General features: G+C 61.7%; 11 protein-coding genes. 6 read left to right on the plus strand and 5 right to left on the minus strand.

Going from position 1 to position 15,255, the window contains the following annotated elements; genetic code table 11:
* Positions 1-3: 3 nt before the first annotated feature.
* Positions 4-1,422 (minus strand): short-chain fatty acid transporter, encoded by a 1,419-nt coding sequence (locus tag H045_RS00070; RefSeq protein ID WP_015371058.1) that lies wholly within the window; start codon positions 1,420-1,422, stop codon positions 4-6.
* 184 nt (positions 1,423-1,606) lie between these two features.
* Between H045_RS00070 and H045_RS00075 the strand changes: the two genes are divergently transcribed.
* Complete coding sequence (locus H045_RS00075; protein ID WP_003232876.1) at positions 1,607-2,896, plus strand: MFS transporter; 1,290 nt, start codon at positions 1,607-1,609, stop codon at positions 2,894-2,896.
* A 3-nt stretch (positions 2,897-2,899) separates the two neighbouring features.
* On the opposite strand, the gene H045_RS00080 is transcribed toward H045_RS00075, so the two are convergent.
* Entirely contained in the window at positions 2,900-4,270 is a 1,371-nt protein-coding gene (locus H045_RS00080; protein WP_015371059.1) for a GntT/GntP/DsdX family permease, read from the minus strand.
* A 213-nt stretch (positions 4,271-4,483) separates the two neighbouring features.
* Between H045_RS00080 and H045_RS00085 the strand changes: the two genes are divergently transcribed.
* The 4 genes from H045_RS00085 (at position 4,484) to H045_RS00100 (ending at position 11,025) form a co-directional block, all read left to right on the plus strand.
* Entirely contained in the window at positions 4,484-5,389 is a 906-nt protein-coding gene (locus H045_RS00085) for a cation diffusion facilitator family transporter (RefSeq protein ID WP_015371060.1), read from the plus strand.
* Positions 5,390-5,500: 111 nt separating this feature from the next.
* Positions 5,501-6,721: a TolC family protein gene (locus tag H045_RS00090; RefSeq protein WP_032870248.1), complete on the plus strand. Its 1,221-nt coding sequence runs from the start codon at positions 5,501-5,503 to the stop codon at positions 6,719-6,721.
* Positions 6,722-6,738: 17 nt separating this feature from the next.
* Entirely contained in the window at positions 6,739-7,851 is a 1,113-nt protein-coding gene (locus H045_RS00095) for an efflux RND transporter periplasmic adaptor subunit (RefSeq protein ID WP_015371061.1), read from the plus strand.
* An 18-nt stretch (positions 7,852-7,869) separates the two neighbouring features.
* On the plus strand, positions 7,870-11,025 hold the full coding sequence (locus H045_RS00100) for a CusA/CzcA family heavy metal efflux RND transporter (RefSeq protein ID WP_015371062.1): 3,156 nt from the start codon (positions 7,870-7,872) through the stop codon (positions 11,023-11,025).
* Here H045_RS00100 and H045_RS00105 read toward each other — a convergent pair.
* The 3 genes from H045_RS00105 to H045_RS00115 all read right to left on the minus strand — a co-directional run bounded on the left by H045_RS00105 (position 10,931) and on the right by H045_RS00115 (position 14,710).
* On the minus strand, positions 10,931-12,376 hold the full coding sequence (locus tag H045_RS00105; protein ID WP_003232887.1) for a heavy metal sensor histidine kinase: 1,446 nt from the start codon (positions 12,374-12,376) through the stop codon (positions 10,931-10,933). The genes H045_RS00100 and H045_RS00105 overlap by 95 nt on opposite strands.
* Positions 12,373-13,047 carry a heavy metal response regulator transcription factor gene (locus H045_RS00110; RefSeq protein WP_003232889.1) on the minus strand — a complete coding sequence of 225 codons (675 nt, stop codon included), beginning with the start codon at positions 13,045-13,047 and terminating at the stop codon, positions 12,373-12,375. Before H045_RS00110 ends, H045_RS00105 begins: the two co-directional genes overlap by 4 nt.
* 343 nt (positions 13,048-13,390) lie before the next feature.
* A complete protein-coding gene (locus tag H045_RS00115; protein WP_015371063.1) occupies positions 13,391-14,710 on the minus strand; it encodes an OprD family porin in 1,320 nt (439 codons plus the stop codon).
* Positions 14,711-14,931: 221 nt separating this feature from the next.
* Here H045_RS00115 and H045_RS00120 point away from each other — a divergent pair, with 221 nt between their 5' ends.
* Positions 14,932-15,252 carry a DUF2790 domain-containing protein gene (locus tag H045_RS00120; RefSeq protein WP_003232893.1) on the plus strand — a complete coding sequence of 107 codons (321 nt, stop codon included), beginning with the start codon at positions 14,932-14,934 and terminating at the stop codon, positions 15,250-15,252.
* Positions 15,253-15,255: the final 3 nt, after the last annotated feature.

Here is a 15,255-nt window from a genome sequence, read left to right on the forward strand (position 1 = left end):
CTCCTATGGCATCACTGGCGGCAAATACGCCAATGTCGTCCCCAGCGCCCACAGCAAAAACAGCACCAGCGGCGTGTGCACCAGCAATTGCACAAACGAAAAGCCGATCAAATCCCGTGCCTTCAGGCCCAGCACCCCCAGCAGCGGCAGCATGTAAAACGGATTGATCAGGTTCGGCAGCGCCTCGGCCGCGTTGTAGATCTGCACCGCCCAGCCCAGGTGGTATTGCAGGTCATTGGCCACTTGCATCACGTAAGGCGCTTCAATGATCCACTTGCCGCCGCCCGACGGGATAAAGAAGCCCAGCACCGCCGAGTACACGCCCATCAACAGCGCGTAGGTGTCGTGGGAGGCGATGGAGGTGAAGAACAGCGAGATATGGTGCGCCAGGGTCTGGCCGTCGCCGCCCTTGACCACCGTCATCAGCGCGGCGATCGAGCCGTACAGCGGAAACTGGATCAACACGCCGGTGGTGGTCGGCACGGCGCGGGCCACCGCATCCAGGAAGCTGCGCGGGCGCCAGTGCAACAGCGCACCGACCATGATGAACAGGAAGTTATAGGTATTGAGCCCCGAGATCGCACTGATCGCAGGCTTGGTCGAGAACTCGTGGAACAGCCAACCGGCCGCCAGTATTGCCAACAGGATGGTCAGCAGCGGACTGTGCTCCAGCCATTCGCCGGGGCGGGTGGGCGCCTGGACCTTGGGCAGGTTGAACGCCGGGTCGACCCCACAGGCCTTGGCATCGCGGGCGCTGTTCGGGCCGGGCGCGGTGGCGTAGGCGATGATCAGCGACACCACGATCAGCGCCAGCAGCATCACGCCCGATTGCCACAGAAAGATAGTCTCGGTGAACGGGATCATCCCGGTGATCGCGAGGATCGACGGCGGCAGGCTAGCCGGATTGGCCTGTAACTGCGCGGCCGACGACGACAGCCCCAGCGCCCACACCGCGCCAAGCCCCAGATAAGCCGCAGCACCGGCCGCGCGGTAGTCCATGCGTAAATCCGTGCGCCGGGCCAACGCCCGCACCAGCAAGCCGCCAAACACCAGGGACAGGCCCCAGTTGAGCAATGAGGCGACCATGGAAATCAAGGCCACCCAGGCCACGGCGGAGCGGCCGTTTTTGGGAATGCGCGCCAGGCGGTCGATCAGCTTGACCGCTGGCGGCGAACTGGCGACCACATAACCGCCGATTACCACGAAGGCCATCTGCATGGTGAACGGAATCAGGCTCCAGAACCCATCGCCAAAGGCCTTGGCGGCGTCGGTCGGCGCGGCGCCCATGCCCAGGGTCGCCACGGCGACAATAATCACCGCAAGCGCGGCAAACACCCAGGAGTCCGGAAACCAGCGTTCGGCGAAGTTGGAACAGCGCAGGGCAAAACGGGCATAGCGACTTTCTTCAAGGGCATCGGCCATGGGTGTTTCCTTTTGTATTTATTATGGGGGGCAGTTTTGCGGCATGTTGCTCCACGGCCATTGATTTGGGAATGCAGTTATCTTCATCGATCCATGAGCAAAACAAATATATCTGTCGTGATTGCCATGATCCGGTTCAGCTCCTAACCTGCACGCCATTTTTGTCTGTCTGCCGAGCTTGCATATGACTGCCAACTTTCCTGCACAGGCGCAGCGATTTACCCGCTCCGACTACAAGACCCTCGGCCTGGCCGCGCTGGGCGGGGCTCTGGAAATCTACGATTTCATCATCTTCGTGTTTTTCGCGCTGACCCTCAGCCAATTGTTCTTCCCGCCGCAAATGCCCGAGTGGCTGCGCCTGCTGCAGAGCTTCGGTATCTTCGTCACCGGCTATCTTGCGCGCCCGCTGGGCGGCATCCTGATGGCGCATTTCGCCGATCATCTGGGGCGCAAACGCGTGTTCAGCCTGAGCATCCTGATGATGGCCTTGCCCTGTCTGCTGATCGGGATCATGCCCACTTATGCACAGATCGGCTATTTCGCACCCTTGATCCTGCTGGCGCTGCGTGTGCTGCAAGGCGCTGCCGTGGGCGGCGAAGTGCCCAGCGCCTGGACCTTCGTTGCCGAACACGCGCCGCCCACTCATCGCGGGTATGCCTTGGGCTTTCTACAGGCCGGCCTGACCTTCGGCTACCTGCTCGGCGCGCTCACCGCGACGCTGCTGGCGCAGGTCTTTACGCCGGCGGAAATCCTCGACTACGCCTGGCGCCTGCCGTTTTTGCTTGGCGGCGTATTCGGTGTGATCGGCGTGTGGCTGCGCCGCTGGCTCAACGAAACCCCGGTGTTCCTCGACATGCAGGCGCGCCGCCAGGCCGCTGCCGAACTGCCATTGCGCAGCGTACTGCGCGACCACCGCGCCGCGTTGCTGCCAGCGATGATCCTCACCTGCGTGCTTACCTCGGCGGTGGTGGTGCTGGTGGTCATCACGCCAACGATGATGCAGAAAACCTTCGGCATGAGCCCCGGCCACACGTTTGCCCTGAGCGCGTTGGGCATCGTGTTCCTGAACATCGGCTGCGTGTTGGCCGGCCTGCTGGTCGACCGCATCGGCGCCTGGCGTGCGGTGCTGGTGTACAGCCTGTTGCTGCCGGCGGGAATCGCGATTTTGTACACCAGCCTGATCAACGGCGGCATTTGGCTCGGCGCGGCGTATGCGGTGGCCGGCCTGTGCTGCGGCGTGGTGGGTGCGGTGCCTTCGGTGATGGTCGGGCTGTTTCCGGCGCCGGTGCGGGTGTCGGGGATTTCCTTCACCTACAACATCGCTTATGCGCTGTGGGCGAGCACCACGCCGCTGTTGCTGATCGCGCTGATGCCGACCAGCCCTTGGGTGTGCGTGGGCTACGGTGTGGTGATGGGGGCTGTGGGGGCGGTGAGTGTGGCGTTGTTTGGCAAGCGCCACACCCTGGCGGGTTGAGGCTCAGGTCAAAAAGTGCCAAAGCACCAGCGTACCCACCAGCCCCACCACCGAAACAATCGTTTGCAGCACCGACCATACCCAGATGGTCTGCTTCAACTGCAGGCCGAAATACTCGCGCACCATCCAGAAGCCAGCGTCATTGACGTGACAGAAGAACACCGAGCCTGCGCCAATCGCCAGCGCTACCAGTGAGCTTTGTGTGGCGGCCAGTCCCGCCATCATCGGCGCGAGGATCCCTGCCGTGGTGGTGGTCGCGACCGTCGCCGAACCGGTGGCCTGACGCAGCGCCACGGCGATCAACCACGCCAGCAGCAGATAAGGCATGTGTGCGCCTTCGGCGACCTTGCTGATGGTCTGGCTGACGCCCGCGTCCAGCAGGGTCTGCTTGAGGCCGCCACCGGCGCCGATGGTCAACAGCAGCACTGCGATGGGGGCGATGGCTTTGCGCAAGGTGTTGCCGACGTCGGCGCGCGGCATGCCGGCGGCCCAGCCCAGACAGATCACCGCGGCGATCACCGCCAGGGCGAGGGCGATCAGCGGTTCGCCGAGGAACTTCAACGTCAGGCCCAGGGTGCTTTCCGTCGGCAGGGCGACTTTGGCCAGTGTGCTGCCCAGCATCAGAATCACTGGCAACAGAATGATCAGCAACGACACCGCAAAGCTGGGTTGGCGCGGCGCCTTGGGCGGTGCGCTGAACAACGCGCCGATGTCGGCCGGGGCATCCACGTGCAGGCGCCTGGACAGCCAGTTGCCATAGATCGGGCCGGCGAGTATTACCGCGGGCACGGCCAGGCAAAAACCCAGCAACATGGTCAGGCCCAGGTCGGCATGCAGCGCACCCACTGCGATCAGCGGCCCCGGATGCGGCGGCATCAGGGCGTGCAGGGTGGTCATGCCGGCCAGGGCTGGAATGGCGATTTTCAGCAACGGCTGATTCGAACGCTTGGCCATCACAAAGATGATCGGCACCATCATCACCAGACCCACTTCGAAAAACAGCGGCAAGCCGATCACCATCGCCACCAGCGCCATCACCCACGGCAGTGACTTGCCTTTGCCCAGCCCGAGCAGGGTGGTGGCGATACGGTCGGCCGCGCCGGATTCGGCCATCAGCGCGCCGAGCATCGCGCCCAGCGCAATAATGATCCCGGCCTCGCCGAGAATCGCCCCGGCGCCTTTGCTGAAGGCCTTGGCGACTTCCTCCGGCGGCAGCCCGGCTCCGACGCCTGCGATGAATGTACCGATCAGAATCGATAGAAACGGCGGCAGCCTGGTCGCGCTGATCAACACGATGATGCTGGCGATGGCCAGCAGGACGCAGAGCATGAGGCGTGTGTCGTGAAACATCCACGCGGCAGTCGATAACTCCAAAACAAGACTCCTTGGCGAGCGGCTTGATTAATATGTTTCTTTATATTTCTTCGAAAAAGCATACCTGATAAGGCAGCGGTAGAGCGCTGATGGGCATTTTTGGTGCGATCAAAATTGCGGGCGGTTGGCGCCAGGATGACAATTTTGCAACCCATGCCGAGGATTTGGCCTATAGCTCTATGATCAGCCGCACCGACATCGCGAGGACATTCAATGAGCGCAGGACATCAGCATGCCCAGGTACGCGCTGGTCACGAACGCAAGTTATGGATTGCCTTGTGCCTGACCAGCAGCTTCATGATTGCCGAGGTCATCGGCGCCTTTGTCACCGGCAGCCTGGCGCTGCTGTCTGACGCTGCACACATGATGACCGACGCCCTGGCCCTGGCGATTGCACTGGTGGCCATTCAGGTCGCCAAGCGCGCGGCCGACCGCAAGCGTACCTTTGGCTACGCGCGGTTCGAGATTCTCGCGGCGGCATTCAATGCGCTGCTGTTGTTTGCCGTGGCGTTCTACATTCTCTACGAGGCCTGGCAACGGTTGCGGGCGCCCGCCGAGATCCAGTCCACCGGCATGCTGGTGATCGCGCTGCTGGGGCTGATCGTCAATCTGGTTTCGATGCGCCTGCTCAGTTCGGCCAGCGACGAAAGCCTCAACGTCAAGGGTGCCTACCTGGAAGTGTGGAGCGACATGCTTGGGTCCATCGGCGTGATCATCGCGGCACTGGTGATCATGTTCACCGGCTGGGGCTGGGTCGACTCGGTGGTGGCGGCGGCCATCGGTTTCTGGGTGCTGCCGCGTACCTGGACGCTGCTAAAGGAGAGCATGAACGTGCTGCTGCAGGGCGTGCCGCATGGCATTGATATCGATCAGGTCGAGCAGGGCATCCGCCGTGTGCCCGGCGTCGAGGACGTGCATGACCTGCACATCTGGGCCCTGACCAGCGGCAAGAATGTGCTGAGTGCCCACTTGGTGGCGGCGCCGACATCGGGCAGCGAACAGCAGATCCTCAGCCTGGTGACGCAATTGCTGCACGAACAATTCGATATTTCCCACGTCACCTTGCAGGTCGAAAACGCCGGGTTCCATCACGATGAGCATGACGACGTGCATGCCTGATCGTTTGCCTGTCAGATTTGTAATTTTGCCTCCACGACCCTGATAACTCGCGATAGCTACATTGCCCTCGCTGGGAACCCTCAGCGACTTCATGGGCGTGGAACTTTCGTTATGCACATTACCGTTAGATCACTGTTGGGGGCGACGGCGTTGTGGATGGCCGCAAGCGTTGCCCAGGCACAAACCCTCACCCTCGATGCAGCGCTGCGGACCGCCTTTGCCAACAACCCGGACCTGGCGGCTGCGCAATGGGAAATCGATATCGCCCAGGGCGGCCGTCAGCAGGCCGGGTTGATCCCCAACCCGGTCGCCTCCTGGGATGCCGAAGACACCCGTCGCAATGCCCGTACCACCACTGTCAAACTCAGTCAGACCCTTGAACTGGGAGGCAAGCGCGATGCGCGAATTGACCTGGCCACCCAGGCCCAGGTCGCCGCGGCGCTGACGTTGGAGCAGCAGCGCAACAGCCTGCGCGCCGATGTAATCGACAGCTACTACGGCGCCCTGCGTGCTCAGGAGCGTCTGGCTTTGGCGCAGCGCTCACTGGCGCTTGCCGAGCGTGGACTGGTAATTGCCAAGGGGCGGGTGAGCGCCGGCAAATCGTCGCCAGTGGAAGCCACCCGAGCACAGGTGCAACTGTCGGAGATTCGCCTGGAGATGAACCGCGCGCAGGTCGGCCTTACCGATGCCTACCGCCGACTCGCCGCCAGCACCGGCAGCACCGCCCCGGACTTCGACACTGTCGCCGCGCAAAAACAAGCCGCGCCGTCCCTGCCGCCCTGCGCGCAACTGCTGGCACGGGTCGAGCAAACCACGCAATTGCGACTGGCCGAACTGCGCATCCGCCAGGGCGAAGCCAGCGTGAACCTGGAGAAAGCCCAGCGTATTCCTGACCTCGATGTGTCCATCGGTAGCCAGTACGACGCCAGTACCCGCGAGCGCATAAACCTTGTTGGTGTCTCGATACCGATCCCCTTGTTCAACCGCAACCAGGGCAACGTGCTCGCCGCCAACCGTCGCGCCGATCAGGCGCGCGACCTGCGCAACGCCGTCGAACTGCGTCTGCGCGCCGAAACCCTTCAGGCCCTGGCCTTGTGGCGAACCGCCAATACCGAAGTGCAGACCTTCAACCAACAGATCCTTCCCGCCGCGCAGAGCGCCGTGGACAGCGCGACCCGTGGCTTTGAAATGGGCAAGTTCAACTTCCTCGACGTACTCGACGCCCAACGCACCCTGATTGCCGCCCGCACCCAATACCTCACGGCCACCGCTCAGGCGACCGACGCCTGGGTGCGCCTCGAGCGGATATACGGCGATCTCGTCCAGTTTTGATTTTTCAGGAGCAACCCATGAACACACCACACCGCGTGGCACTTGCCATCGCGCTGATGTTGGCCTGGCCGGTGGCCGGCTTTGCCGATGGCGATGAAGAAGAAGGCAAGCTTGAACTGACCGAACAGCAGGTCCAGGCCGCCGGTATTCAGCTTGCCAAGGCCCAGCCCCGACCGATCAGCACGCTGCTGACGCTGCCGGGCGAAGTGCGCTTTGACGAAGACCGTACCTCGCACATTATTCCGCGCGCGCCGGGCGTGGTGGAGTCGGTCAGCGTCAACCTGGGCCAATCGGTGAAGCAGGGCCAATTGCTGGCGGTGATCGCCAGCCAGCAGATTTCCGATCAGCGTAGCGAGCTGGCCGCCAGCGAGCGGCGGGTCGAACTGGCGCGCATCACCTTCCAGCGCGAACGCCAGTTGTGGCAGGACAAAATTTCTGCCGAGCAGGACTATCTGCTGGCACGGCAGACGTTGCAAGAGGCCGAAATCGCGCGCAACAACGCCCGCCAGAAGATGACCGCCCTCAGCGGCAGCGCCGGCTCGGCTGGCGGCAATCGCTATGAACTGCGTGCGCCATTCGCCGGGGTAGTGGTGGAAAAACACCTGGGGGTCGGCGAGGTGGTCAGCGAGGCCAGCAACGCCTTCACCCTTTCGGACCTGTCCCAGGTGTGGGTCACGTTCGGGGTATTTCCCAAGGACCTGAACAAGGTCCGCGTCGGCAAGCCGGTGATTGTCAGCTCCACGGAAATGGGCACTCAGGTGCAAGGCACGGTGGCCTACGTGGGCAACCTGTTGGGCGAACAAACGCGGACCGCCACCGTGCGCGTCAGCGTGCCCAACCCCGACGATGCCTGGCGTCCGGGCCTGTTTGTGAACGTGCAACTGGCCACCGATACCGCGCAGGCCAGGGTCACCGTGCCGCAGGAGGCGATTCAGACGGTCGAGGACAAACCCTCGGTATTCGAGCGTACCTCGAGCGGCTTCATCACCCGCCACGTGGAGCTGGGCATGCGTGAAAACGGCTACGTCGAGGTGCGCCAGGGACTCGACGCAGGGGTGCAGGTGGCCACCGTCGGCAGTTTTATCCTCAAGTCCGAACTGGGCAAAAGTTCGGCTGAGCACGGCCATTGATTTCGCGAGTGATTTTTCATGTTTGAGCGCCTTATTCAATTCGCCATCGAGCAGCGCGTCATTGTGCTGCTGGCGGTGCTGCTGATGGCCGGTGTCGGTATCGCCAGCTATCAGAAATTGCCCATCGACGCCGTGCCCGATATCACCAACGTGCAGGTGCAGATCAACTCGGCGGCGGCGGGGTTCTCGCCGCTGGAAACCGAGCAGCGCATCACCTTTCCCATCGAAACCGCCATGGCCGGGTTGCCCGGCCTGCAGCAGACGCGTTCGTTGTCGCGTTCGGGGTTGTCGCAGGTGACGGTGATTTTCAAGGACGGCACCGATCTGTTCTTTGCCCGGCAATTGGTCAACGAGCGCCTGCAAGTGGCCCGCGAGCAATTGCCCGAGGGCATCGAGAGCGCCATGGGGCCGATTTCCACCGGGCTTGGGGAGATTTTCCTGTGGACCGTGGAGGCCGGGGAGGGCGCCCGCAAGGACGATGGCACGCCCTACACGCCGACGGACCTGCGCGTGATCCAGGACTGGATCATCAAGCCGCAATTGCGCAACGTGCCGGGCGTGGCGGAGATCAATACCATTGGCGGCTTCGCCAAGGAATACCAGATCGCCCCGGACCCCAAGCGCCTGGCGGCCTACAACCTCACGTTGAATGACCTGGTCACGGCGCTGGAGCGCAACAATGCCAACGTCGGTGCCGGCTATATCGAGCGCAGCGGCGAGCAGTTGTTGATCCGCGCACCGGGGCAGGTGGCGTCGATCGACGATATTGCCAATATCGTCATCACCTCGGCGGACGGCACGCCGATTCGCGTGCGCAATGTGGCGCAGGTCGAGATCGGCCGCGAGCTGCGCACCGGCGCGGCCACCGAGAACGGCCGCGAAGCAGTGCTGGGCACGGTGTTCATGCTGATCGGCGAGAACAGCCGCAGCGTGTCCCAGGCCGTGGCGAAGAAGCTCGAGGAAGTCAATCGTTCGCTGCCTGCAGGGGTGGTGGCGGTTACCGTCTACGACCGTACCAACCTGGTCGAAAAAGCCATCGCTACGGTCAAGCGCAACCTCTTCGAGGGGGCGTTGCTGGTGGTGGCGGTGCTGTTCCTGTTCCTGGGCAATATCCGTGCGGCGCTGATCACGGCGATGGTTATTCCGCTGGCGATGCTGTTCACCTTTACCGGCATGTTTACCAACAAAGTCAGCGCCAACCTCATGAGCCTTGGCGCGCTGGACTTCGGCATCATCGTTGATGGCGCGGTGGTGATCGTCGAGAACTCGATCCGCCGCCTGGCCCATGCGCAACATCGACATGGCCGTCTGCTGACCCGCAGCGAGCGCCTGCATGAGGTATTCGCCGCCGCCAGGGAGGCGCGGCGGGCGCTGATCTACGGGCAGTTGATCATCATGGTGGTGTACCTGCCGATCTTTGCGCTTACCGGTGTCGCCGGGAAGATGTTCCACCCCATGGCCTTCACCGTGGTAACCGCATTGCTGGGGGCGATGATCCTGTCGGTGACCTTCGTACCGGCGGCGATTGCGCTGTTTGTTACCGGCAAGGTCAAGGAAGAGGAGAACCTGGTGATGCGCAGCGCGCGTCGGGTGTATGCGCCAGTACTGGATTGGGTGATGGCGCGTCGGCCGCTGGTGTTCGGCCTGGCCGTGCTGACCATCATCGGCACGGGGCTGGTGGCCAGCCGCATGGGCAGCGAATTCATCCCCAGTCTCAGTGAAGGCGACTTCGCCCAGCAGGCCTTGCGCGTACCTGGCACCAGCCTCACGCAATCGGTGCAGATGCAGCAGCGGCTGGAAAAAACCTTGCTGGCCCAAGTGCCGGAAATCGAGCGAGTGTTCGCGCGTACGGGCACGGCTGAGATTGCGTCCGACCCGATGCCGCCGAATATTTCCGACAGCTACCTGATGCTCAAACCGAAGGAGCAATGGCCCGACCCGAACAAATCTCGCGAGGAGGTGATCGCCGATATCCAGCGCGCCAGTGCGATAGTGCCGGGCAGCGCGTATGAACTGTCGCAACCTATCCAGCTGCGCTTCAACGAGTTGATCTCAGGGGTGCGCAGCGATGTGGCGGTGAAAGTATTTGGTGATGACATGGCGGTGCTCAACAGCACCGCCAGCGAGATCGCTGAGACCTTGCGCAGGATTGACGGCGCCTCGGAGGTCAAGGTGGAGCAGACGTCCGGCCTGCCCGTGCTGACGATCAATATTGACCGCGAAAAGGCGGCGCGTTTTGGTATCAATGCTGGCGATGTGCAGGACACCATTGCCGTTGCGGTCGGTGGACGCAAGGCCGGTACGCTGTATGAAGGTGACCGTCGATTTGACATGGTGGTGCGTTTGTCCGACACGCTGCGCACCGATATCGACGGACTGTCACGCCTGTTGATTCCCGTGCCGGCATTGGCGGGCAACCCTTCGGGGCAGTTGGGCTTCATCGCGTTGTCCCAGGTCGCCAGCCTCGATCTGGTGCTGGGCCCCAATCAGGTCAGTCGCGAGAACGGCAAGCGCCTGGTTATCGTCAGCGCCAACGTGCGCGGACGGGATATCGGCTCGTTCGTGGAAGAAGCCGAGGCCTCGATCAGCAGCGGTGTGAAAGTGCCCGCAGGTTACTGGACCAACTGGGGTGGTCAGTTCGAGCAATTGAGGGAAGCCTCCGAGCGCCTGCGCATCGTGGTGCCAGTGGCGTTGCTGTTGGTGTTCGGCTTGTTGTTCATGATGTTCAACAACATCAAGGACGGCTTGCTGGTGTTCACCGGCATTCCGTTCGCGCTGACCGGCGGAATCATGGCCTTGTGGCTGCGCGATATCCCGTTGTCGATCTCGGCGGGCGTGGGCTTTATCGCGTTGTCCGGTGTGGCGGTGCTCAACGGGCTGGTGATGATCGCCTTCATCCGCAACCTGCGCGAGGAAGGGCATTCGCTGTCGCTGGCGATCAACGAAGGCGCCCTGACCCGACTGCGCCCGGTGTTGATGACAGCGCTGGTGGCGTCTCTTGGGTTTATCCCCATGGCCCTGGCCACCGGCACCGGTGCCGAGGTGCAGCGGCCGTTGGCCACGGTGGTCATCGGCGGGATCATTTCTTCGACATTGCTGACCTTGCTGGTGTTGCCGGCGTTGTATCAGTGGGCGCACCGCAAGGACGAGGAAACACCAGTCGAAACAGCGTAAAACCACCGGGCTGGCTGTGCACGTCGGCCAGCCCCTGGTGCAGGGTCATGATCGACTGCACGATGGCCAGGCCCAGGCCGGTGCCGCCCTCGGTACGCGCACGGCTGCTGTCGGCCCGGTAGAAACGCTCGAACACGTGCGGCAGGTGATGGGCGTCTATACCCGGCCCGGCGTTGCTCACCGACAGGGATACGGTGTTGGCACAGGCCTCTACGCGCAGAGGAATGCATCCACCCTCCGGGCTATGGCGAATGGCGTTGGACAGCAGGTTGGAGAGTGCACGTTGAATCATCAGGCGGTCGCCCTGTACCTGGGCGTTCCCGCTCAGGGTGAGGCTCAGGTGTTTTTCTTCGGCGCTCAGGGCGAACAGTTCCATCACCCGCTCGGCCTCCTGCGCCAGCGACACCGTGGTAAACGACGCGCGGGCGGATGGGTGGCCTACCTGAGCCAGAAAAAGCATGTCATAGACGATGCGTGCCAGGCGCTCGAATTCTTCGATGTTGGACTCCAACACCGCCTTGTAGTCCTCTGGAGGGCGCGCACGCGAGAGTGTCACTTGGGTCTTGCCCATCAGGTTGGTAAGGGGCGCGCGCAATTCGTGGGCAAGATCGTCGGAAAACTGCGACAGCTGCTGCACCCCCGCGTCCAGCCGGTCGAGCATCACGTTGAAGGACTGCGCCAGTTCTGCCAGTTCCTTTGGCAGGTTGTTCACGGCCAGACGATGGGTCAGGTCCTGGGTGGTGACCTTGGCCGCGACATGGCTGAACTGTTTCAACGGGGCCAGCCCGCGTTGCACCAGCCACCAGGCGCCCAGGCCGATCAGCAGCAGCAACAAGGGCAGGACGAACAGGGTGGAGCGCAGGTAGGCACTGAGCAACGCTTGATCATCGGTACGGTCTCGTGTCAGCAGCACTCGCACATTTTCACCACTGCGCAGGCGCATCAGCCGCGAGGCGCCGAGCTGCTGGTTGCCGCGCCCGTCGGCCCAGGTCAGATAGGCCAGGGTTTCACTGGCGGTAAAGTCGGTCATCAGCGGTTCCTGAACTTTGGTGCCGATACTGAGCAACACCTCGGCGGTCGGCGATGGTCCGACGATGGTCAGGTAGAAATTATCGTGACCCATTACCAGGTCCGGCAGAGGATGGTTGCGAGTCGCAATCTCGCGCGTGTTGAGGTTCATGGTCAGGCTGTGCTGAATCAACTCCATCTTGTTTTCCAGGCTCTTGCGCGCCATTTTTTCCAGTTCGTGGTCGAGCACCAGGAAGGCCAGAGTTGCCAGCAGCAGCACCAGGCCCGCGCCCATCAGGCTGACCATCAGCCCCAGGCGCGTCGACAGGCTGCTGGTTTTCATTGGCGCGCCTCCAACACATAGCCCACGCCGCGTATGGTGTGGATCAGCTTGACCTCGCTCTGGTCATCGACCTTGGCGCGCAGACGGCTGATGGACACTTCCACCACGTTGGTGTCGCAATCGAAGTTCATGTCCCACACCAGGGAAATGATCTGCGTGCGGGTCATCACCTCGCCGCTCTGGCGCATCAACACATGCAGCAGCGCGAACTCCTTGGTGGTCAGGTCGATACGTCGGTTGCCGCGGTAGGCTCGATGCCGGCGCGGGTCCAACTCCAGGTCCGAAACGCGCAGCACCTCCGGCAGCGGGATATGTTCGCTGCGACGCAACAGGGTGCGCACGCGGGCCAGTAATTCGGGGAATTCAAAGGGCTTGACCAGGTAATCGTCGGCGCCCATGTCCAGGCCTTTGATCTTGTCGGCCAGGCGACCGCGTGCCGTCAGCATCATCACGCGTTGGTTGCCATCGCGGCGTAATTGCTCGAGCACGCCCCAACCATCGGTGTTGGGCAAATTGACATCGAGGATCACCAGTTCATAGCTGTGTTGCCGCGCCAAGTGCAAGCCATCGATGCCGCTGGCGGCGCAGTCGACGACGTAACCGCTTTCGGTCAGGCCTTGCTGCAGGTAGTCGGCGGTTTTCTGCTCGTCCTCAACAACCAGGATGCGCATAGGGATTTTCCTTCAAGAATAGGGAAATGATATGGCCTCACAGAAGGCTCTGAGTTAGCTGTAGGGGAAGTCTCAAACGTGAAGAGGCTTTAGGGTCAAGTGATGTAAGGCCAGTGCGACATTTGGCCGCTGAAGTTCAACGCAAAAAAAACGCCCCCGCGGGGGCGTAAATATTCATCTCTGTTCCAAAGGAGCTATACAAAAGCCGCAGAGATGAAGGGTATCGAGTAAGCGAGTTTAAAAATTGCAACTTAACGAGAAGGTGAGTTTGTTATTACAGTTCTGACAGGCTTGAATGTGTCAGCCGATGAAAGGCATCGCTACATGCATGTAAGGCGCGGGTTCAGAGTATGGCCAGCGGGTATTCGACGATAAGGCGGACCTCTTCCAGGTCCGCGTCGAACGCACTTGAACGGATGGTCGCCTGACGCAGCCTGAGGGACAAGTCCTTCAAATTACCGGTTTGCACCACGTACCGTGCTTCCACATCTCGCTCCCAACGGCTTTGCCCGGTCAGCGGGTTGCCTGCGGCATCATTGCGCACATACACCGAATTGGCGTTGCTGTAGTCGGCACCCGAGCCTCTGCCGTAGCGGGTCATGAACGACAGGCCGGGGATGCCGAAGGACTGCATGTCCAGGTCGTAGCGCACCATCCATGAGCGCTCCTTGGGCGAGTTGAAGTCGCTGTACTGCATGGAGTTTTCGAGGACGTTGGAGTCCGACTGGCGCAGGTAGTCGAAGTCGTTGTTGCCGTTGTTGCGCTGGTGCGAAACGGCCACGCGATGGGCGCCGACCTCCACCCCCAGGCGCGCGCTCCAGATGTTGTTGTTCAATTCACCTCGCAGTTTGCGGCCTTCGTCTTTCACGTTGTAATAGTTGAAATTGCCAAACAGCGACACGTCCTCGCTCAGTGGATAGCTGGCGGTAGTGCCGAAGTAGTACTGGTCCCAGGCATCCTTCAGGCGACTGCCATAGACGCTAGCGCTCAAGTGCGGGTTGAACTGGTAATCGCCGCCGAAATAACCGACCCAGGGTGAATCGACCTTGCCCGCGTAAAACGTGGCGAACTCTTTGTTCCTGCCGCTCTGGGAGGGCTGGCTCATCCCGCTCAATTGCCCGCCCTGCAGGCTCAGGCCTTCAAAACTGGTGTTCTGTACGGTGACGCCGCGAAAGCTTTCCGGCAACACGCGCGAGTCGCCAGCCGCCACGACGGGCGTGGCAGGGAACACATCGCCGGCCTTGATCACCGTGTCCAGAAAGCGCAACTTCGCCGCGCCACCCACTTTGTTGTAGGTGCTTTCCGGTCTGTTGTTACTGTCTACCGGCATCACGCTGAATGAGCCCTTGCCGCCACTGCGGCCCCTGCCCGAATCGAGCCTGAGGCCATGCATGGCAAACGCGTCCAGGCCAAAGCCCACGGTGCCCTGGGTAAAGCCGGATTCGAATTTGCCGATCAGGCCCTGCGCCCAGGCTTCGGAATAACCATTGCCGGTAGGGCTGGATCGACCATTGCGCTCATCGCGATTGAAGTAAAAATTGCGCATCAACAGCTTGACGCTGCTGCCCTCGATAAAGCCCTCGGGATGCTCCTGTGCCGCCCCCGCTGCCAGCGGCAACGCGGCGCATAACGAGAGAGGCAGAGTCATTTTGCGGATATTCATGTTCGCTCCTGAGTCTGGCAATAACCAGCTTCTTATTTATGAAGGTGGGCGTTGAAGTGCCCAGGGCGATAGTTGCAAACGGTGAATAACGACTGAGTGGCGCGAACATTACGATCCTGGAAAGTTACTGTTATCTATCAAATAAGTAATCTTGCGGTGACCCTGTCGTCAGGGTGGTTTGGATAGTCTCGACGCTGAACTTTTCAGTCGAGGAACGTGTAATGAACTTACAGACAGTTGGCCTGGGTTTACTCGCTGCACTGCTGTCATCCGGCGCATTGGCGCAGGGGGAGCGCACTTATGCGGCGCTTCTGGAGGGGAATGAAAGAGCCATGGCGGCATACGCCGAGAAGAGAGGCCTGCCGGCACCTCAGGTGCAGGTGTATCGCTACGGCATGAATCTGGACATTGCCAAGGTGGTCAACATTTCGCCGCCGATCCGCTCGTGCAACGCGGTGCCGTCACGCATGACCTATTGGGATTCGGCAGGAAAGCTCAACACCCTGGAGTATCAAGTGATGGGCGTATGCCGCATGAAGTGATGC

Source organism: Pseudomonas poae RE*1-1-14 (genome assembly GCF_000336465.1).
Taxonomy (GTDB): Bacteria; Pseudomonadota; Gammaproteobacteria; order Pseudomonadales; family Pseudomonadaceae; genus Aquipseudomonas; species Aquipseudomonas poae.